The sequence below is a fragment of the Pseudomonas sp. FW305-28 genome, assembly GCF_017351395.1.
Taxonomy (GTDB): Bacteria; Pseudomonadota; Gammaproteobacteria; order Pseudomonadales; family Pseudomonadaceae; genus Aquipseudomonas; species Aquipseudomonas fluorescens_AA.
Window position 1 is genome coordinate 15,168 of record NZ_JACNDD010000068.1, and the last position, 19,878, is coordinate 35,045.

14 protein-coding genes are annotated in these 19,878 nt (G+C 63.8%); 3 read left to right on the forward strand and 11 right to left on the reverse strand.

Features of this window, described 5'->3' with window-relative positions:
• Positions 1–31: 31 nt before the first annotated feature.
• From J4E53_RS16955 to J4E53_RS17005, 11 genes are all read right to left on the reverse strand, one after another.
• The gene (locus J4E53_RS16955; RefSeq protein ID WP_103310187.1) at positions 32–2,470 is read right to left on the reverse strand and encodes a TonB-dependent receptor; all 2,439 of its coding nucleotides are present in this window, start codon (positions 2,468–2,470) and stop codon (positions 32–34) included.
• Between the two features lie 97 nt (positions 2,471–2,567).
• On the reverse strand, positions 2,568–3,551 hold the full coding sequence (locus J4E53_RS16960) for a FecR family protein (protein ID WP_103310186.1): 984 nt from the start codon (positions 3,549–3,551) through the stop codon (positions 2,568–2,570).
• Between the two features lie 37 nt (positions 3,552–3,588).
• A complete protein-coding gene (locus J4E53_RS16965) occupies positions 3,589–4,089 on the reverse strand; it encodes a sigma-70 family RNA polymerase sigma factor (RefSeq protein WP_060741413.1) in 501 nt (166 codons plus the stop codon).
• A gap of 220 nt (positions 4,090–4,309) precedes the next feature.
• Positions 4,310–4,750: a carboxymuconolactone decarboxylase family protein gene (locus J4E53_RS16970; RefSeq protein WP_053123536.1), complete on the reverse strand. Its 441-nt coding sequence runs from the start codon at positions 4,748–4,750 to the stop codon at positions 4,310–4,312.
• Between the two features lie 180 nt (positions 4,751–4,930).
• Positions 4,931–6,373, reverse strand: a complete 1,443-nt coding sequence (locus J4E53_RS16975) for a mechanosensitive ion channel family protein (protein ID WP_060741411.1) — start codon at positions 6,371–6,373, stop codon at positions 4,931–4,933.
• 202 nt (positions 6,374–6,575) lie between these two features.
• Positions 6,576–7,442: a pirin family protein gene (locus tag J4E53_RS16980; RefSeq protein WP_103310185.1), complete on the reverse strand. Its 867-nt coding sequence runs from the start codon at positions 7,440–7,442 to the stop codon at positions 6,576–6,578.
• A gap of 222 nt (positions 7,443–7,664) precedes the next feature.
• Positions 7,665–8,279, reverse strand: a complete 615-nt coding sequence (locus J4E53_RS16985) for a response regulator transcription factor (protein ID WP_060743165.1) — start codon at positions 8,277–8,279, stop codon at positions 7,665–7,667.
• A 114-nt stretch (positions 8,280–8,393) separates the two neighbouring features.
• On the reverse strand, positions 8,394–8,828 hold the full coding sequence (locus J4E53_RS16990; protein ID WP_103310183.1) for a chemotaxis protein CheY: 435 nt from the start codon (positions 8,826–8,828) through the stop codon (positions 8,394–8,396).
• Positions 8,829–9,161: 333 nt separating this feature from the next.
• A complete protein-coding gene (locus J4E53_RS16995; RefSeq protein WP_103310194.1) occupies positions 9,162–12,368 on the reverse strand; it encodes a transporter substrate-binding domain-containing protein in 3,207 nt (1,068 codons plus the stop codon).
• A 308-nt stretch (positions 12,369–12,676) separates the two neighbouring features.
• Positions 12,677–14,011 carry a lysine N(6)-hydroxylase/L-ornithine N(5)-oxygenase family protein gene (locus J4E53_RS17000; RefSeq protein WP_060741408.1) on the reverse strand — a complete coding sequence of 445 codons (1,335 nt, stop codon included), beginning with the start codon at positions 14,009–14,011 and terminating at the stop codon, positions 12,677–12,679.
• Between the two features lie 146 nt (positions 14,012–14,157).
• Positions 14,158–14,640, reverse strand: a complete 483-nt coding sequence (locus J4E53_RS17005) for a sigma-70 family RNA polymerase sigma factor (protein ID WP_060741407.1) — start codon at positions 14,638–14,640, stop codon at positions 14,158–14,160.
• Between the two features lie 472 nt (positions 14,641–15,112).
• On the opposite strand from J4E53_RS17005, the gene J4E53_RS17010 reads away from it, so the two are divergent.
• Genes J4E53_RS17010 through J4E53_RS17020 form a run of 3 tightly spaced genes read left to right on the forward strand, consistent with a single transcriptional unit; the run spans position 15,113 to position 19,637 of the window.
• Positions 15,113–16,261 (forward strand): efflux RND transporter periplasmic adaptor subunit, encoded by a 1,149-nt coding sequence (locus J4E53_RS17010; RefSeq protein ID WP_103309302.1) that lies wholly within the window; start codon positions 15,113–15,115, stop codon positions 16,259–16,261.
• Positions 16,262–18,232 carry a MacB family efflux pump subunit gene (locus J4E53_RS17015; protein ID WP_103309304.1) on the forward strand — a complete coding sequence of 657 codons (1,971 nt, stop codon included), beginning with the start codon at positions 16,262–16,264 and terminating at the stop codon, positions 18,230–18,232. It begins immediately after the preceding gene.
• Between the two features lie 10 nt (positions 18,233–18,242).
• On the forward strand, positions 18,243–19,637 hold the full coding sequence (locus tag J4E53_RS17020; RefSeq protein WP_103309306.1) for an efflux transporter outer membrane subunit: 1,395 nt from the start codon (positions 18,243–18,245) through the stop codon (positions 19,635–19,637).
• Positions 19,638–19,878: the final 241 nt, after the last annotated feature.

Here is a 19,878-nt window from a genome sequence, read left to right on the forward strand (position 1 = left end):
CAGCGTAAAGCTCACTCAATCCTTGGCCCGATCAGAACCCCACACTCGCCTGCACAAAGAACGTACGCGGTGCGCCGACGTAAATGCCCGAGTTGTTGTCGCTGGAACGGGTGTAGTACTGGTGGTCGAACAGGTTCTTCACCCCGGCGCCGACTTTCAGGTTCGACAGCTGTGCACCGAAGTCATAGCCGGCGCGCACGTTCCAGAGCACGTAGCCCGGCATGTCGCCGTACTGCCCATCGGCGGTGCCATCGGTGATGTAGTCGCCGCTGAAGCTGCCATCGGCGTTCACGTTGTTGCCCGGTGAGCGCTGCTTGGATTGGGCAAAGGCGTCGAGGTTGTAGGTCCAGCGATTGACCTCGTAACGCAGGCCCAGGTTGGCCACCTGGCGGGAATAGAACGGCAGGTCGCGGCCCTTGAAGCTCGGGATCTCGCCTTCGTAAGTCGCGCGGGTGTAGGTGAAACCGGCGTTGGCGGTGAGGCCTTCGAGGCGTGGGTCGAACGCGGCCATGTCGTAGTGCACCGAAGCCTCCAGCCCCTGGTGCTTGGTCGCGCCCATGTTGGTCCAGCCCACGTCGTTGCTGATGTACTGCAGTTCGTCGTCGAAGTCGATGTAGAACAACGTCACTTCCCCGCCCCACACGTCATCGTTGTAACGCGTGCCGATCTCGTAGGTCTTGGCTTTCTCCGGGCTCAGGCCATTGGCGGTGTTGTTGCCGTCGCCGCCCTGGCCGAGCTGGAAGTATTGCAGGCTGCCGAACGAGGTCTCGTAGTTGGCGAACAGCTTCCAGGCATCGGACAGGTGATACATCACGCTCAGGGCCGGCAGCGGTTCGTTGCTGTCGATGCTGCGGCGTTTTTCCTGCACGGGGCGGCCGGCGGTGTCGAGCACCGGGCGGTCGTGCCATTCGGTGCTGATGCTTTCGAAGCGGATGCCCGGGGTGATGGTCCACTGGCCGACATCGATCTTGTCATCGATATACACCGCGTGGGCTTCAGTGCCGCCGGTACGGTCCTGGTAGACGTGGCCATCGGCCCCCGGACGCACCACCGGTTCGTTATTGCGCAACGCCAGGCGGCTGGCCTCTTCGTGCATGCCTTCCTTGAGGTAACGATAACCGACGCTGGCTTCCTGGGTGGTGGGGCCCAGGTCGAACACGTGGGACACCCGGGGTTCGATGCCGAAGGTGTAATAGGTGCGCGGGTAGGACACCAGGTTGCGCTGGTCCCGGGAGGCGATGGTGCTGCCCCGGTAGCTGTCGGAGTAATAGGTCAGCACTTCGGCCCGGGTGCGCTCATTGATCTGGCGGATCCACTTGAACGACACATCCTTGCGCCGGCCACTGAAGTTGTCCCAGTCGCGGTCGGACTGGTACGGGTCCGCGTCGTACTGGGCCTGGGTCAGGCCGCCGGGCATGTCGGCCTTGGCGTCGTAGTAGTGGAAATTCAGCGAGAAGTCGTCGACATCGGTCGGCGCCCAATGGGTCTTGAGAATCACGTCGTCAATGTCGTTGCCGTTGTTGCTCTGGCGATACCCGTTACCGTTGACGCCCGAATACAACAGTGCCACGCCCAGGCCGTTGTCAGCGGTGCCGCCAAGGAAGGCCGTGTCGATGTGCTTCCAGCCGCCGCGCTGGGAGGTTTCCAGGGTGGTGCCGATTTCACCGGTGGCTTTCTGCGGAATCGCACGGGTCACGAAATTGATCACCCCACCGACGTTCTGCGGCCCGTAGCGCACCGAGCCGGCGCCGCGCACCACATCGACGCTGTCCAGGTTGCCCAGGGCAATCGGCGCCATGGACAGTTGCGGCTGGCCATAGGGCGCGAACGCTGCCGGTACGCCGTCGATCAACACCGTGGAGCGTGGCGACAAGCGCGAGGTCAGGCCGCGCACGCCGACGTTCAGGGAAATATCGCTGCCGCCGGTGCCGTTGGCGTCTTGCACCTGCACCCCCGGCACCCGCCGCAGCACGTCGCCGAGGTTCATGGCGCCCTGCTCCACCATCGCTTCGCGGCGGATCACCGTACGCGCACCGGGGTGGTTCTGCACCACTTCGGCGTTGGCATCGCCGAGCCAGTCTCCGACCACCTGGATTTCAGTCGCCCCCAGCTCCAGCGGGCCGGCGTTGGACGCCGAAGGTGCTGGCGACACGGTCACCGAACCCTCATCGATCTGGTACTGCAGGCCGCTGCCCTGCAGCAATTGGCGCAAGGCCGCTTCCGGGGACAAGTTGCCGTCCACCGCCGGCGCTTGTTTGTCGGCCACCGATTCGGGGCTGAAAAACACCTGCAACGCGGTCTGCTGGGCGAGCTGGGTCAAGGCTTGCCCCAACGGTTGCGCCTGGATGTGAATAGCGGTGGCGGCCTGATCGGCGAACGCCTGGGGCACAGCGGCGCCGACCGCCAGGGTCAGGGCCAGGGGCAGCCAGCGCACGTGGGTACGGTTGTTGTTTTTGGCGGTTGTTTTCACGTCGAACCTTGTCCTGTTGATCGCAAGAATACGCGTCTGTTAATGCAAACCAGTTGCAGTTGGACAAGAAGACGAAGAACTCGGAAAAAACCTGAATCTATCGTGCGATTATTTCCTGGCTGCCGTCATCCAGGTTACGCACGGCCACCGGCAGGATGTTCGGCAGCGCCTTGAGCAGCGCCTCGGGGTCGTCGGCGCGAAACACGCTGGTCAGGCGCAGGTTGCCCACCGCCGCGCTACCGACCCGCAGGGGCTGGGTGCGATAACGAGAGACTTCTTCAGCCACGTCCTTGAGCGGCGCGTCGTTGAACACCAGCTTGCCATGGCGCCAGGCGGTGAGCGCCTCGGTGTTGACCACGTAGGGCGTGGCGACTTTGCCCTGGGCATCGATCTGGGTGCCTAGGCCTGCTGTCAGGCTGACCGACTGAGCCGGGGGCGCGGCGCGGCCCTGGACCTTGACGCTGCCCTGCGCCACCGCCACCCGGGTCTTGTCGGCATCGCGGCGTACATCGAAGCGCGTCCCGGTCACCGTCACCTGGCCGTTGCCCGCATCGACGGTGAATGGCCGGCCAGCATCGTGTTCGACGCTGAACAGGGCCTCGCCCTCGACCAGTTCCACCCGGCGCTGACGGTGTGCGAATTGAATACGCACCCGGCTGCGGCTGTTGAGGTCGATCACCGAACCGTCCGGCAAGGCGATATGCCGACGCTCGCCAAGGGCGGTGGCGTATTCGCCGCTGTAGTCGGTGGAAGAACTCAAACCGCTGAACAGCCCCAACCCCAGCGCTACCGCGAACAGTCCGGCGGCGACGGCGTAGCGCAGCAGCGGCCGACGCTTGGGACGTTCGGCGGGAGGTTCGCACAGCGCTCGCAGGCGTTCCTTGGGCAGCAGGTCCGTGGCGCTCCAGATCCCCTGGAGCAATTGAATTTCGTCACGGTGGTTGGCATGTTCGTCCAGCCAGGCTTCGAAACGCTGGCGCTCCTCGACACTCATGGCCGGCGCTTGCAAACGCACGAACCATTGCGCCGCCGCGTCGCGAACCCTGTCCTGCCCGCACGGGCATTCACGGCTATCCATCATGGAAGGTCCTGTGGCTCAGGTGGAAGAGGACGACGGATCATTGGCCTGGTCCGTCCAGGCGATCGCGCAGATGCCGCAGGGTGCGGATCATATACTTTTCCACCATGTTTTTTGACAGGCCCAGGCGCTCGGCGATTTCCGCCTGGGTCAGGCCTTCGATCTTCTGCCAGACGAACACCGTGCGGCAGTTGGCCGGCAGCTCGGCAAGCGCCCGCTCGATCGAGTCCGCCAGTTGGATCGCGTGCATGAAGTGCTCCGGGTCGCCCGAGAACGACTGACCAGGGTCGATGACAGCCTCTTCCATGGCCCCCCGTCGATCTTCGCGCCGATAGCCATCCACTGCAATGTTGCGTGCCGTCTGATGCAAATACGCCCGTGGCTGCTCGACCCCGCTCGAATCGGACTCAAGCACCCGCACGAAGGTGTCATGGGCCAGGTCCTCGGCCTGCTGGCGATTGCGCAGGCGACGGGTCCAGGTGCCGATCAACTCTTCGTAATGCTCGAAAAAGCCGGGTCTGCGGGGCAGCTTGGGGGTCATCGCGGCGCGCTGTGGAAACGGGGCGTGAATAGTAATGGTTATTATTCATGTGAAGCAAACCTATTACGGCGCCTGTCGTCCGAAGCTTTAAAACTGAGGCATAAACCTTTGTGGGAGCGAGCTTGCTCGCGATGGCGGTGTGTCAGTCAAGGGTGCATTGACTATCAGACCGCTATCGCGAGCAAGCTCGCTCCCACAGGTTTTTTTCTTCTTCGCCCGACTACGCCTCAGGCATCTTGCGAAAGCCCACCGCCAAGCGGTTCCAGCCATTGATGGCGTTGATCGCCACGGTCAGGTCGACCATTTCCTTGGGGCTGAAATGCTCGCTCAGCAGGGCATAGTCGGCGTCCGGCGCGTGGGTGTCGCTCAGGCGGGTCAGGGCTTCGGTCCAGGCCAGTGCGGCGCGTTCGCGGCCGGTGAAGAACGGCGCTTCGCGCCAGGCGGTCACGGCGTACAGGCGACGTTCGGTCTCGCCGTCCTTGCGGGCATCCGCGGTGTGCATGTCGATGCAGAAAGCGCAGCCGTTGATCTGCGAGGAGCGCAACTTGACCAGCTCCAGCAGGGACTTCTCCAGGCCCAGGTTCGAGGCGGCGTTTTCCAGGGCCAGCATGGCTTTGAAAGCGTCAGGGGACGCGGTGTAGAAATCGATACGCGGTTGCATGGTGAACTCCAGAACAATGAGGTGTAGCGCTACGTTAGCCGTGCAGTGGCGCGGGACAAATAGCCAATTGTTGGGAAGTTCGGGTGGCCAATGGGGAACGCGTCGGGGTTTACCTGAAGGAGGGCTGGAGGCGCTTGTGGCGAGGGCGCCACAAGGGACATGGGGACTTCAAGATAGGCTTCAGGCCCGGCTGCGCAGCCACTGCAGGAAGCGCTTCTTGGCGACGGGCTTGGGCAGGTCGCGGGTGAGGTTCTGGGCCAGGTGCATGCGCACGTCCAGCAGGTTTTTCATCGCATCGTTGATGTCGCGACGGGCCTCGAGGCACGGCTTGAGGTAGCTGTTTTCGATGCGGTACAGGGTGCAGAACGTCTTGGCGGAAAAAGTCGCCAGGGCCGCCTGATCCGCGACGATCCCGGCTTCGCCGATCACTTCCCCCGGCCCCATGCGTCCGCCCTCGAGTGGCTGGCCGTTGCGCATCAGGGTGACACTGACCACCCCTGACTCGATGATGAACAGATGATCGCTGACCTCCCCCGCCGCCAGGATCACATCGCCGGCGCGGAAAGTTTGCAGGGTCATGTTCTGGCTGAAGGTGTCTTTCTCATCCTGGCGCAGGGTGGAGAAAATGCTCGAGCTTTCCAGCAATGCCCGGGGCCGCGACACCGCCTGGGGCGTGGCGCTTTCACTGGTGGACAGCAGGCTCACGCCCGACGCCTGCAAATGCCGGAACGCCAGGTCGAACAACTGGTTGCGCACCGTGCGTTTCAGGGCCATGGAGGCGACGAACCCGCTGACTTCATACTCCGCCCCGCCACTGCCGCTGCTCTTGAGCGCGACGCTGGGTGCCGGGGTGGCGAGCAGGGAACGACAGCCAATCATGGCCCGCTCCAACGCATCGATCACGGTTTGTGGCCGCGCATGCGGGCTGACCTGGATGCTGATGGACAGGCCATGGACATCGCTGGGGCGACTGAAGTTGATGACCTTGGCCTTGGCCGCCAACGAGTTGGGAATCACCGCCATGCTGCCCTGGGCGGTCTGCAAGCGCGTGGCCCGCCAATCGATGTCGGTGACCCGGCCTTCAGTGCCGTCGATGGAAATCCAATCATCGAGCTGATAGGGCTTGGTGGTGTTGAGCACGATTCCGGAGAACACGTCGCTGAGGGTGCTCTGCAAGGCCAGGCCGACGATGATCGCCATCGCGCCGGAGGTGGCCAGCACGCCCTTGACCGGTAAATCCAGCACGTAGGCCAGTGCCGCGATGACGGCGATCAGGAAAATCACCGCGCCGAGCAAATCCTGCAACAACCGCCCGGTGTGGCCGACCCGTTGCATCATCGCCGCCACGATCAGCACCGTCAGGGTTCGCGCGGCGAACAGCCACCAAGTGATCTGCAAACCAGTAGCGGCCAAGTGTCGCGGCACATCCTCGACCCACTGCGCCGGGACCATGGGGTTGAGGCCTTCGTTGAACAGCAGCACGCTGAACAACGAAAAAATCACCAGCCTTGCGCCGACTTTCCAATAGATCCGATCCGCACTGACCAGATGCCACATCAGTAGGTCGAGCACCAGCAGCGCCAGGGCACAGAGCAGCGGGTGCTCGGAGATCAGAAACAGCATCGGGACAGCTCCAGGAGGGCGATTGGCGAAGATTGGCACAGTTTGAACACGCTGTAGAGATCCCCCGCAGATCCCCATGTGGGAGCGAGCTTGCTCGCGATAGCGGTGTGTCAGTCAAGGGTGCATTGACTATCAGACCGCTATCGCGAGCAAGCTCGCTCCCACGGTGGGTGTAGGTGCTGCGCGACTGTCGGTTTCGCGTTCAATCGTCCATCCGGCCAAAGCGCCCGGAGTGGAAATCATTGAAGGCCTGGTGGATTTCCTGTTCGCTGTTCATCACGAACGGACCATGGCCCACGATGGGTTCGTCGATCGGCTCGCCACTGAGCAGCAACACCACCGCGTCGTTATTGGCTTGCAGGCTCAATTGGTCGCCGGCCCGGTCGAACAGGGCCATCTGCCCGGCTTCGACCCGTTCGCGGCCACTGGCCTGGACCGAGCCCCGCAGCACCACCAAGGCGGTGTTGTGGCCTTCGTGCAGGTCAAGGGTGAGGGTTTTCCCGGCATTCAAGCGGATGTCCCAAACGTCGATGGGGGTGAAGGTCCGTGCCGGGCCTTGATGCCCTTCGAAACTTCCGGCGATCAGGCGCAGGCTGCCGGCGTTGTCCTTCAGGGCGATGTTCGGAATGTCGCCCTTGAGGATCGTCTGGTAGCCGGCCGGGGCCATCTTGTCCTTGGCGGGCAGGTTGACCCACAGTTGGACCATTTCCATGAACCCGCCCTGGCGGGCAAACGCTTCGGAGTGGAACTCTTCGTGGATGATGCCGAAAGCGGCGGTCATCCATTGCACATCGCCGGGACCGATCTTGCCGCCGCTGCCGGTGGAGTCACGGTGTTCCAGTTCGCCCTGGTAGACAATGGTCACGGTTTCGAACCCACGATGGGGGTGCTGGCCGACGCCGCGGCGCTCGCTGGTCGGCGTGAATTCGGTGGGGGCGGCGTGGTCCAGTAGCAGGAACGGGCTGATGTGCTTGCCCAGGTTGTCGTAGGAAAACAGCGTGCGCACCTGGAAACCGTCGCCGACCCAATGGGGCCGCGGGCTGGTGTAGAGGCCAATGATGTTTTTCATGCCGTGTCTCCAAAATCAGGTACTGCGATTTGATGGACACAGCTTAAAACCCACACCCTTGAAGCACTAGACGGCAAAAGCCGGCCTTAGCGTTCCATTTGGAGAACGATCAAGAACCTGTGCGAGCTTGCTCGCGAGAGCCGTGGTTCAGCTTGCATAAGTGTTGGATGTGCCAACGCCATCGCGAGCAAGCTCGCTCCCACAGGGTTGGGTGTCACTCATTCAAAGGTGATTGCGCTTGGCAAACTCCGACAACCCCACCAAGGATTGCAGCCCCAGCTTTTCCAACAGACGGCTCTTGTAGGTGCTGACGGTTTTTGGACTCAGGAACAGGCTTTCAGCGATGTCCTTGCCACGCATGCCCATGGCCAGCATGCGCAAGATGGACAGTTCGCGGGTGGAGAGGCTTTCCAGGGCTTGCTGTTCGCTGCGTTGCTGGAAATCCAGCCTGACGGGCATCTGGGGGAAATAGGCATAACCGGACTTCAACGCCTGGATGGCCTTGGTCAGTTCCTTGAGGTCGCTTTTTTTGGTCACAAAGCCCCGGGCCCCGGCCGAGATGCAGCGGTTGCAGAAGTGCTGCGCATCCTGGGACGTGAACACCAGCACGCTGCATTCAGGAAACTGGGCCATGATCCAGACCAGCAGGTCCAGGCCATCGAAACCGTTCATCACCAAATCCAGGATCACCAGGTCTGGCGCACTCTCCTTGATGATGCCCCGGGCATCGGCCGCGCCGCTGGCGTCCCGGATGTGGGTGAACGCCTCATTCTGGCAAATGAGCCGCAGCGCCCCTCTAATGACAGGGTGGTCATCCACGATCAACACGTCTTTCAAGGCAGCTCCCCAAAACAATACAAACGGCACCGGTGCCATGACCGCACCGGACTCTTGCACAAGTGCCAGGCCCTGCCACCTGTCAAACCTGACAGTGCGGACCAACGGTCTGGTTCAGCGTCCATGACCCTGCCTGAGGGGGCGAACCCACGGTTGAAACGGCTCATGGATAGGAGGATCGACCCGTTCCATCAGGCGTCGCAGTGACGCGAGATCAGGCAGTGGCGCCTGGCTCAGATGCACGTTCGATCGACGCGCCACAGGCACCGGCGACTGACTGGCCGGTTGCGCGTTGTAGATCATCCCGTGACGAATCTGCGGGTTGTAGATCACAAAATCGTGCAGGTCCAACGCCCCGTCCGCCAACGCCCCGTTGACGACAATCAGGTCGAACGGCTCGCTGCCGTACTCCACCAGCGTGAGCAGTTCCTGCAAATGGCTCACGGGGACAATCCGGTGGTAGCCCTGTTGGTTGAACAGACGCTCCAGCACGATTCGATAGGTCTGTTGTGGGTCGGCAATCAGGATACGAAGTGCTTTGTTCGGCATGGCAAGCTTTCCAATAGCAACGCGCCAGGTAGGCACCGGCTCAAGAACATTCAGGGCGCTCAGGCTAGAGGAAGCGTTTGAAGGGCGATGTAGGACTAATCCTAAAATAAGGACAGACACAGCCCCTATGGCGAGGGAATTTATCCCGCTCGGCGCTTTGCAGGCGCTGGCGAAGCCTGCGATCTTTGATCGTTCGCTTGGGATTGTAGGAGCTGGCGAAGCCTGCGATCTTTTGATCTTTCGCTTGGGATTCAAGGGTCTTTGGAAAGATCGCAGCCTCGTTGCACTCGTCAGCTCCTACGGTTCATACAATTCATACAGCTCCTATAGCGCCTATTCCTCCAGGTGGGTTTTCAGTCGTTCCGCCAGGTGCTCGATGGCTTGGCGAAGGTCTTCCACGGCCTCGGCGAGCAGCACCGTGTCGTTCCCTCGACAAGCGCTTTCCAGCGCCTCGCAGGCGGCGATCAGGCGTTGCGCCTGGATGATCCGCGCCCCGCCCTTGATCCGGTGCGCCAGGTCCGCCAGGCCCGGCAAGTCCTGTCGGGTAGACAAGTCCAGCAGTCGCGCTTGATCCGCGGCATTGCTGCTGACCAGTTCCTCCAGCAACGCCCTGATCGCACTGGTGTCGCCACCGGTCAGTTGCTCCAGCCCGGTCAAGTCGAGGCCATCGCCGGACTGGGGCGCCCGCGCATCCGGCATGACCGAAGCCAGGCACGCATTGAGTGCCTTGAGGCCGATGGGCTTGAACAGGCAATCGTCCATCCCGGCTTCGGCGCAGCGCTGCTTTTCCTCGGGCTGGGCGTTGGCGGTGAACCCCAGGATCACCACCGGCGACAGGCTATGATCGCGCTCTTCGGCGCGAATGGTACGGGCCAGTTCGTAGCCGCTCATCAAGGGCATGTTGCAGTCGGTGATGACCACATCGAAGTGTTCGCTGCGCCAAGCCTGCAGACCGTCGACACCGTTCTGCGCCTCCCGGACGCGATGGCCCAGGTAGCCCAATTGCTGGGACAGCAGCAAGCGGTTGGCCGGGTAGTCGTCGACCACCAGGATACTCAGCGCCGGGACCGGCAGCAGCGCCTCGACCTCGGCAGGCGCCGCCGGCAGCGCATCGAGCAAGGGCAGCTCCAGCAGAATCTCAACCTGCGTGCCCTCCCCCGGCACGCTATGCAACACCAGGGTGCCCCCCATCATTTCGCACAACGTCCGGCTGATGACCAACCCCAACCCGGAACCGCTGCGAGCCGACTGCGGGTGCTGGCCGGCCTGGGCAAAGGGGCTGAACAGGCGGCGCTGATCCTCGGGGGAAATACCGCAACCGGTGTCCTCCACCCGCAGGCAAAGACCCAGGCGTTCGTGCCCAGGGACCGGCTCGCCGCGCACACTCAGGCGCACTTCACCCTGGTCGGTGAACTTGATGGCGTTGCTCAACAGGTTCGAGACGATCTGCTTGAAACGCAATGGATCAATCAACACGTCGCGGTCGATCCCGGCATCCAGCACCCAATGCAAGCGCAGGTGTTTCTGCCAGGCCAGGCCCTCGAAAATCCGCGCCACCGACTCGATCAACGTGTGCAGATTGGCCCGCTGCGGCACCAGCGACAACTTGCCCGACTCGATGCGGGCGATGTCGAGGATGTCGCCGATCAGGTCCAGCATGCCATGGGCCGCACCCGACGCGACTTCGATGGCGAATCGGTCGACGATGCCTTGGTCGGCTTTTTTCAGGGCCAGCTCCAGCAGGCCGATCACCGCATTCATCGGCGTGCGGATCTCATGGCTCATGGTCGCCACGAAAGTGGTCTTGGCCCGATTGGCCTCGTCGGCGCTTTCCTTGGCCACGCGCAACTGTTCCAACAGCCGCCGCAGATAAATGCTCCAGCCCAAGGCCACCAGCAACAGCAGCGCAGCAACGGCGAACCCCTGGAGGATCGTGGTGCGGTTGCGCAGCCAATAACTGTCGTCGATCACCACCTCACTGCGCCAGCGGTTGGTCAGCTCGTCCATTTCTTCCGGGGAAATACTCAACAGCGCCTTGTCCAGGATCGAGTAAAGCTCCAATGCGCCCCGGTTCGTCGCCAGGGCGATGTGCGCGGGCAAGGTGCCCACGGTGCTGGTGACTTGCAGCGTGTCGCGGTACTGGCGGGAAATCATGTAGCGTGCGCTGATCAGCGGGTTGATCGCAGCATCTGCCGTGCCGGCGGCGACCATGGCCATGGCGTCGGCCGCATTCTGCGCCGCCACCAACTGCATGCGGGGGAACTGCTCCAGCAGGAACTCGCGCAGCACGTTGCCACGCACCAGCGCCACGCGCTTGCCCGCCATCTGGTCCAAGGTCAGCGCCTTGGCCCTGACCGGCACCACCAACACGAACGGATTCGTCAGGTACGGTCGGGTAAAGCGCAACTCGTCCTCGAGTTCGGCGCTGGGGATGGCGGTTGCCAGGACGTCGGCCTTGCCGCTCTTGATCTGCCCGATCAAATCGTCAACCGAATCGCCCCGCTGCACATCGAATTTCAAACCGGTGCGCAAGCTGATCCGCGCCAGCACATCGGCGCCGATCCCGCGCAAATGGCCTTGCTCGTCGAAGAACGTCAGCGGCAGGAAGTTTTCATTGGCGGCGACTTTGATGCGCGGGTGGGCGTCCAGCCAACGCTGTTCGTTGACGCTGAAATGCAGCGCCTGCTGACCGGGCATGCTCGCCCCGCCAGCGCTCCAACGCCGCAGGATGACCATGCGTTCGCTGGCGGGAATGGCGTGCAGCGCGGAATTGACGATGCGCAACACGCGCTCGTTGTCGCGACTGACCGCAAAGGTGAACGGCTGCACTTCCATACGCGAGAAATCGGCCAGTTGCACATTGTTCAGGTAATTCTTGCTGATCAGGTAGTTGGAACTGATCGAATCCCCCAGGTAGACGTCGGCCTGACCAAACGCCACGGCGCCGATGGCACTCAAGGTCGAGGGGAACAGCTGCAACGAAGCCTCGGGATAAAACCCCTTGACCGTCTCCGGCGGCAAATAGTGATACAGCATGGCCACCCGCTTGCCCGCCAGGTCCGGGGGCAAGTCCTGGCTGTCGTCGATGCGGGCCACGAGGGTCGGCAGGTCATCGGCATAGGCCTGGGACATCGCCAGGTCCGGATCGGCGGCTTCGAAGCCGTTGGCGGTGCCGAGCAGGTCGATCTCACCGCCGCGCAGGGCCTGGAGCGCTTCGGCGTGGGACGGATAGCGCTGGACCTGCACCGTGACGTGCAAGAGTTGCCCCAGCAATTGCGCATAGTCGGCCGTCAGGCCTTCATAGTCGCGACCATTGCCGGTGATGCTGAAAGGCGCATAGTCCGGCGCCGAGCCCCCCAGCCGCAACGTGCCCTTCTGGCGCAGCCAGGCCCAGTCGGCAGCGTCCAGGGACACCGCATAATCCTCCACATTGGAGCGCCCGAGCACCTGCAACGACTCAGGGGCCGCGCCTACCGGTAGCGCCACGCTCAATGAGCCCAGCAACAGCGCCACCAGGCCTGTGCGTAAAAGCAGCATCATCTGGTCAGGGTGTTTCGCTTGGCGTGGTCGGCCCGGCGCACCACCGACCTCAGTCAGGGTGACCGGTTGGGGGTTCAGACTGCCAATACGAGGGAACAGCGAACCGTCGATGCGCCTGTCCAACAGACGCATGACATGAGTGTAGGAAGTTTCTGAAGAATTTCCTGCGAGTGACCAGAGAGAGGACCTATGGCCTGTGGGAGCGAGCTTGCTCGCGATGGCGTAGTGTCAGCCACTTCAATATTGGCTGAACTGACGCCATCGCGAGCAAGCTCGCTCCCACAGGGGGTGACTCGCTCCTACAGGGCCTATACAGCGGCCAACAGCATGTCGCGTACTGGACGAGCCTGTCCGCGATTGTTCCCATGCTCATAGAGCGAGCCGGCAATCTCATCGGCACGCACCGGCAGGATCGACAGCAGCGTATCGCTCAGGCCATGGCTGGCCTGGCAGAAGCCCTGCATGTAGATCGCCGCCTTGCAGCGCTCGTCGGTAATCAGCTTGTAGTTGCGATCCACCTCGAAATCCCCAAGGTACTGCGCCAGCGGCTCCAGCAGGGTGCGGTGCATCTGCCGCTCGTAACCGGTGGCCAGCACCACGGCGTCATAACGGCGTACCGTCAGCTCGCCGGTGGCGTTGTTGCGCACCGCCAGTTCCACGCCGGCGGCGGTGGCCGTGGCCTTCTCCACCGTGGTGAGGGTGCGGAATGCATGACGGGCGATGCCAGAAACTTTCTGGCGATAGAAAATCCCGTAGATACGCTCGATCAGGTCGATGTCCACCACCGAATAGTTGGTGTTGTGGTACTCGTTGACCAGGCGCTCGCGCTCGCTGTGGGGTTGCTGGAACACCAGGTCGGTGAACTCCGGCGAGAACACTTCGTTGACGAACGGGCTGTCGTCCGCCGGCTTGAGGGCCGAGCCGCGCAGGATCATGTCGACCTGTACCGAAGGGAAGCTGTCGTTGAGGTCGATGAAGGCCTCGGCCGCGCTCTGCCCACCGCCGATGATGGCGATCTTCATCGGCTGGCCCTTCACGCACGGCTGACCCGCCATGCGCTCCAGGTACTGGGAATGGTGGAACACCCGTGCGTCATCCTTGAACGCCTTGAACGCGTCGGGAATGCGCGCGGTACCGCCGGCGCTGACCACCAGCGAGCGGGTGGTGCGGACCAGCTCTTCGCCCTGGCCGTCGCGGGAAATCACCCGCAGCGCCTCGACCTGCTGGTTGTGCAGCACCGGTTCGATGCGCAGCACTTCCTCGCCATAGCGGCTCTGTGCGCTGAAGTGTCCGGCCACCCAGCGCAGGTAATCATTGAACTCCATGCGGCACGGGTAGAAGGTGCCGAGGTTGATGAAGTCCACCAGGCGGCCATGGTGCTTGAGGTAATTGACGAACGAATACGGGCTGGTGGGGTTGCGCAGGGTCACCAGGTCCTTGAGGAAGGAAATCTGCAACTCGCTCTGGGTCACCAGGGTGTTGCCGTGCCAGCGGTAGTCGGCCTGCTTGTCGAGGAACAGCACGTCCAGTTCACCCTGGACCGGCCCCCGCTCCTGCAGCGCGATGGCCAGCGCCAGGTTCGAAGGGCCGAAGCCAATGCCGATCAAGTCGTGAACGATGGGCGATGCAATTGCCTGTGTCATGTCCAGTGTCCTCTGGAAAAGCCCCTCAACAGGGCACGAAAAGCCTGGGGAACCTGACCGGCACTGAAGGCGCCGGCAAGTCGTCTGTTGAGAGGAACGAGGACAGTGAAAAAAAATTTACCGCCGGGTGACCGGCGACGCTCGAATCAGGGCGCGTCCCACTGACGCACGCGAACGCGGCAGTGCTTCATGGCGTTGACGATGTGCTTTTCCACCAGTGCCCGGGAAATGCCCAGGCGCTCGGCGATTTGCGGGTGGGACAGGCCTTCGAGCTTGCGCAGCAGAAAACTCTCGCGGCACAGCGGCGACAGCTCGGCCAGGGCGCGCTGCAGCATGTCCAGGCGCTGGCCATGGTCGAGACTGGTGTGGGGCGATGGCGTGAAGAAGCGCTCTTCGTTGTCCAGCACATCCAGGGATTCGACCTGGCGCAGGACGTTGCGTCGATGCCCGTCGATCACCAGGTTCAGCGCCGTGCGGTAGAGGAACGCCCGAGGCTGTTCGATGGGCGTGTCGCTGGCACGCTCCAGCACCCGCACATAGGCGTCATGCACCACATCCTCGGCCGCCTGGCGGTTGCCTAGCCTGGCGTTCAGGAAACACACCAGCTCGCGATAGTAGTTTTCCAACATGACTCCCGTGCGCAATGGCTGCGCCAGCTATCCCTGTGCCACTTCGGCATGCCTGAAAAGGGCATGGCACGATAATGGCAGCTTCGATCGCGTAATTTATAGTAATTCTCATATAGATTTAAAGCGGTGGTTGGTATCGGGGTTGATTCGTTCAGTTGACGAGGTGTCGGCCCTGGCTTTTGTGGCGAGCTGGGCCTGTAGGAGCTGACGAGCGGAGCGAGGCTGCGATCTTTCCCCAGACACTTGAGTCTCAAGCGAAAGATCAAAAGATCGCAGGCTTCGCCAGCTCCTACACAGCCCAGCGCGAGCTTGCTCCCTCGCCACAGGGTTCGGGGTCGCTTCGGCTGATTCGCCAACCTGCTACCAAGTGTTTCAAGCCAGTAAATTCCCGCCCAAAGCGCTCGTTTACCAGAACAGCCCCCCGTCCCTGCCCTTCCTGGGACGGGCCCGATATCACCGGCCGGAACCCTGCATGAAACGTCCCCGCCCTACCCGACGCGCCTGGCTTCTCACCTTCGCCCTGCTTCCGGCCGTGGCCTTCGCCGCGTGGCAAGCGGTCGTGCCCAGCCGCGCGCCCCTGGTCACCGCGCCCGTCACCCGTGGCGATATCGAAAACAGCGTCACCGCCCTGGGCACCTTGCAACCGCGGCGTTATGTCGACGTCGGCGCCCAGGCGTCCGGGCAGATCCAGAAGATTCACGTGGAGGCCGGCGACGAGGTACGCGAAGGCCAACTGCTGGTGGAAATCGACCCGTCCACGCAAAAAGCCAGGCTCGACGCCGGGCGTTTTTCGATCGAGAACCTCAAGGCCCAGCTTCAGGAACAGCGTGCCCAGCACGACCTGGCGCAGCAGAAATTCCGCCGCCAGCAGCAACTCAAGGCCGGCGGCGCCACCCGCGAGGAAGACGTGCAGACCGCCCAGGCCGAAGTGCGGGCGACCCAGGCGCGCATCGACATGTTCCAGGCCCAGATCCGCCAGGCCCAGGCCAGCCTGCGCAGCGACGAGGCCGAGCTGGGCTACACGCGCATCTATGCGCCGATGAGCGGCACCGTGGTCGCCGTCGGTGCCCGGGAAGGCCAGACCCTCAACGCCCAGCAGCAAACCCCGCTGATCCTGCGCATCGCCCGGCTGTCGCCGATGACGGTCTGGGCCGAAGTCTCGGAAGCCGACATCGGCCACGTCAAGCCGGGCATGACCGCCTACTTCACCACCCTGGCCGGCGGCAGCCGTCGCTGGAGCAGCACCGTTCGCCAGATCCTCCCCGTACCGCCACGCCCGCTGGAGGCCAGCCAGGGCGGCAGCCCCACCGGAGGCCGCAGCGGCAGTGAGCGGGTGGTGCTCTACACCGTGTTGCTGGACGTCGACAACGCCGACCGCGCGCTGATGACCGACATGACCGCCCAGGTGTTTTTCGTCGCCGCCCAGGCCAAGGACGTGCTGACCGTGCCCATCGCCGCCCTGCGGGACGCCGACCAGGTGCGGGTGCTGGCCGACAATGGCGACGTCCAGCCACGCACCGTTCGCACCGGCGTCAGCGATCGGCTGCGCACGCAGATTCTCGACGGCCTGAGCGAAGGCGACCGGGTGCTGATCGGCCCCGCCAGCGGCAGCGGAGGCTGAATGAGCACGCCCCTGATCGAACTGCGGGACATTCGCAAGGCCTACGGCGGTGGCGACAGCCCTCGGGTGGAGGTGCTGCGCGGCATCGATTTGTCCATTCACGCCGGGGAGTTCCTGGCGATTGTCGGGGCGTCCGGCTCCGGTAAATCCACCCTGATGAACATCCTCGGCTGCCTGGACCGCCCCACCAGCGGTGAGTACCGTTTCGCCGGCGAAGACGTCGCCGGCCTGGGCAGTGACGAGCTGGCCTGGCTGCGGCGCGAAGCATTCGGCTTCGTGTTCCAGGGCTATCACCTGATTCCTTCCGGCACCGCCCAGGAAAACGTCGAGATGCCGGCCATCTATGCCGGCACCTCGGCCGCTGAGCGCCACGCCCGGGCCAGCGCCCTGCTCGACCGCCTCGGCCTGGCCAGTCGCACCGGTAACCGCCCCCATCAACTCTCCGGTGGCCAGCAGCAGCGGGTGTCGATTGCCCGGGCCTTGATGAACGGCGGCCACATCATCCTCGCCGACGAACCCACCGGCGCCCTCGACAGCCAGAGCGGCATCGAGGTCATGGCGTTGCTCGACGAACTGGCGAGCCAGGGCCACGTGGTGATCCTGATCACCCACGACCGCGAAGTGGCGGCCCGGGCCAAGCGCATCATCGAAATCCGCGATGGGCTGATCATCAGCGACAGCGCCCCCTCTTTGTCACACGAAGTGCACGCCAATCCCAAGGCCCTGAAAGCCGTGGACCTGCGCCAGCGCCTGAGCGCCGGCAGCGAACACAACGGCGCCTGGAAAGGTGAGCTGGTGGACGCGGTACAGGCGGCGTGGCGGGTGATGTGGATCAATCGCTTTCGCACCGCCCTGACCCTGCTCGGCATTGTCATCGGCGTGGCCTCGGTGGTGGTGATGCTGGCCGTGGGCGAAGGCAGCAAGCGCCAGGTCATGGCCCAGATGGGCGCGTTCGGCTCGAACATCATCTACCTCAACGGCAGCGCGCCCACGCCACGCGCCGCCAAGGGCATCATCAGCGAATACGACCTGGCAGCCCTCGCCGACCTGCCCGAAGTGCAGCGCATCATGCCGGTCAACGGTGCCGAAGCCAGCGTGCGTTTCGGCAACCTCGACCACACCAGCTACGTTGGCGGCAACGACACGAATTTCCCGGCCATCTTCAATTGGCCGGTGGCCGAGGGCAGTTACTTCAGCGACGCCGACGAACGCGGCGCCGCAGCGGTGGCGGTGATCGGCCACAAGGTCCGGCAGAAACTGCTCAAGGATGTCGCCGACCCCATCGGCCGCTACATCCTGATCGAGAACATGCCGTTCCAGGTGGTCGGCGTACTGGCGGAAAAAGGCGCCAGCTCCGGGGATTCGGACGCCGACAATCGCATCGCCGTGCCCTACTCCGCCGCCAGCGTGCGGTTGTTCGGCACGCGCCATCCCGAATACGTGGTGATCGCCGCCCGGGACGCGGGCAAGGTCAAGGAGGCCGAACAGGCGGTCTCCCGCACCTTGTTGCGCCTGCACGACGGCAAGCAGGATTTCGAGCTGACCAACAACGCCGCGATGATCCAGGCCGAGGCACGCACCCAGGGCACGCTGTCGCTGATGCTCGGGGCCATTGCGGCGATTTCGCTGTTGGTGGGCGGCATCGGCGTGATGAACATCATGCTCATGACCGTACGCGAACGGACTCGCGAGATCGGTATCCGCATGGCCACCGGCGCCCGGCAACGCGACATCCTGCGCCAGTTCCTCACCGAAGCGGTGATGCTCTCGGTGGTCGGCGGGCTCGCCGGTATCGGCCTGGCCCTGCTGGTGGGCGGTGCCTTATTGCTGGGCAAGATCGCCGTGGCCTTCGAATGGCTGGCGGCGTTCGGCGCCTTCGGCTGCGCCCTGGTCACCGGCGTCGTCTTCGGCTTCATGCCCGCCCGCAAGGCCGCCCGCCTCGACCCGGTCGCGGCCCTCACCAGTGAATGAACCCCACCCTATGAAAGCGCACCTGACCCTCCTGGCCGCCAGCCTGTTGCTGGCGGCCTGCGCCACCCCTGCGTCGGCACCGGACAGCGGCATCCAGCCGCCACAGGCCTGGCAACACCTCGATACGCCCAGCGCCCAAGCGGATAACCAGCAATGGTGGACGCACTTCGGCAGCCCGCCATTGAACCGCTTGATCGAACAGGCGCGCCGGGACAGCCACGACCTGGCCGCCGCCATGGCCCGGGTGCGCCAGGCCCAGGCCAGCGCGGTGATCGCCGGGGCGCCGTTGCTGCCAGCGGTCACGGCCGGGCTCAACGGCAATCGCCAGGAATTGTTGCGCGGCAAAGGCTACAGCCAACTGGATGTCGACCGGGACAACCGCACCATCGACTACTACGACGCCAACCTCAGCGCCACCTATGAGCTGGACTTCTGGGGTGGCAAGCGGGCGGCCCGGGACAGTGCGCTGAGCACGTTGTCGGCCAGCCAGTTCGACCGCGCGACCGTGGAGTTGACCCTGCTCAGCGGCGTCGCCAACAGCTACACCCAGGCGTTGTCCCTGCGCGAACAACAGCGCATCGCCGAACAGAACCTGGACAACGCCCAACGCGTACTCGACCTGGTCCAGACCCGCTACGACGCCGGTAGCGCCACGGCCCTGGAACTGTCCCAGCAAAAAAGCCTGGTGGCGGCCCAGCAACGCCGCGTACCCCAAGTGCAGCAACAGGCCCGGGAGGCCGTGATCACCCTGGCGACACTGCTGGGGCAGCCGGTGCAGTCGGTCCGGCTCGACGACGACAGCTTCGACCGCCTGCACTGGCCCGCCATCGACGCCGGCGTGCCCAGCGAACTGCTGCGCCGCCGCCCGGACATCGCCGCCGCCGAAGCGCGCCTCGCTGCCGCCCAGGCCGACATCACCGTGGCCCGCGCCGCCATGCTGCCCACCGCGACCCTCGGCCTGAGCCTGGCCACCGGCGCCGACATCGCCGACCAGTTGCTGCGCAACAACGTCTACAACCTCACCGCCGGCCTGGCCGCGCCGATCTTCAACAACGGCCGCCTGAGTGCCGAACGGGACAAAGCCACCGCCCGCCAGGAAGAACTGCTGGAGCTCTATCGCGCCGCCATCATCAACGGCTTCGCCGACGTCGAAAAAGCCCTGAACGGCATCCATGGCCTGGACCAGCAACGGCAATGGCAAAGCGAAGAACTGCACCAGGCCCAGACCGCCTTCGACATCGCCCAGCGCCGCTACCAGGCCGGCGCCGAAGACCTGCTCACCGTGCTGGAAACCCAACGCACGCTGTACGCCGCCCAGGACATGAACGTGCAGTTAAGGCTGGCGCGGGTACAGGCGAGCGTGGCGTTGTACAAGGCATTGGGTGGGGGTTGGCGGGTGATGTAGGCCTCGAACACACCTTCAAGCCATGTGACAGATGAAGGAGAGGGAAACTCATCCCCTGTGGGAGCAAGGCTTGCCCGCGATCAAGGCGACACGGTTTCCGGGGACCGAGGTGCCTGCATCGCGGGCAAGCCTTGCTCCCACAGTTTTGCCCTGGGGATCCAGCAGATGGTCGAGCTGAGTGATACCTGTGGCGAGGGAGCTTGCTCCCGCTGGGCTGCGCAGCAGCCCCAATGGCCGGCAC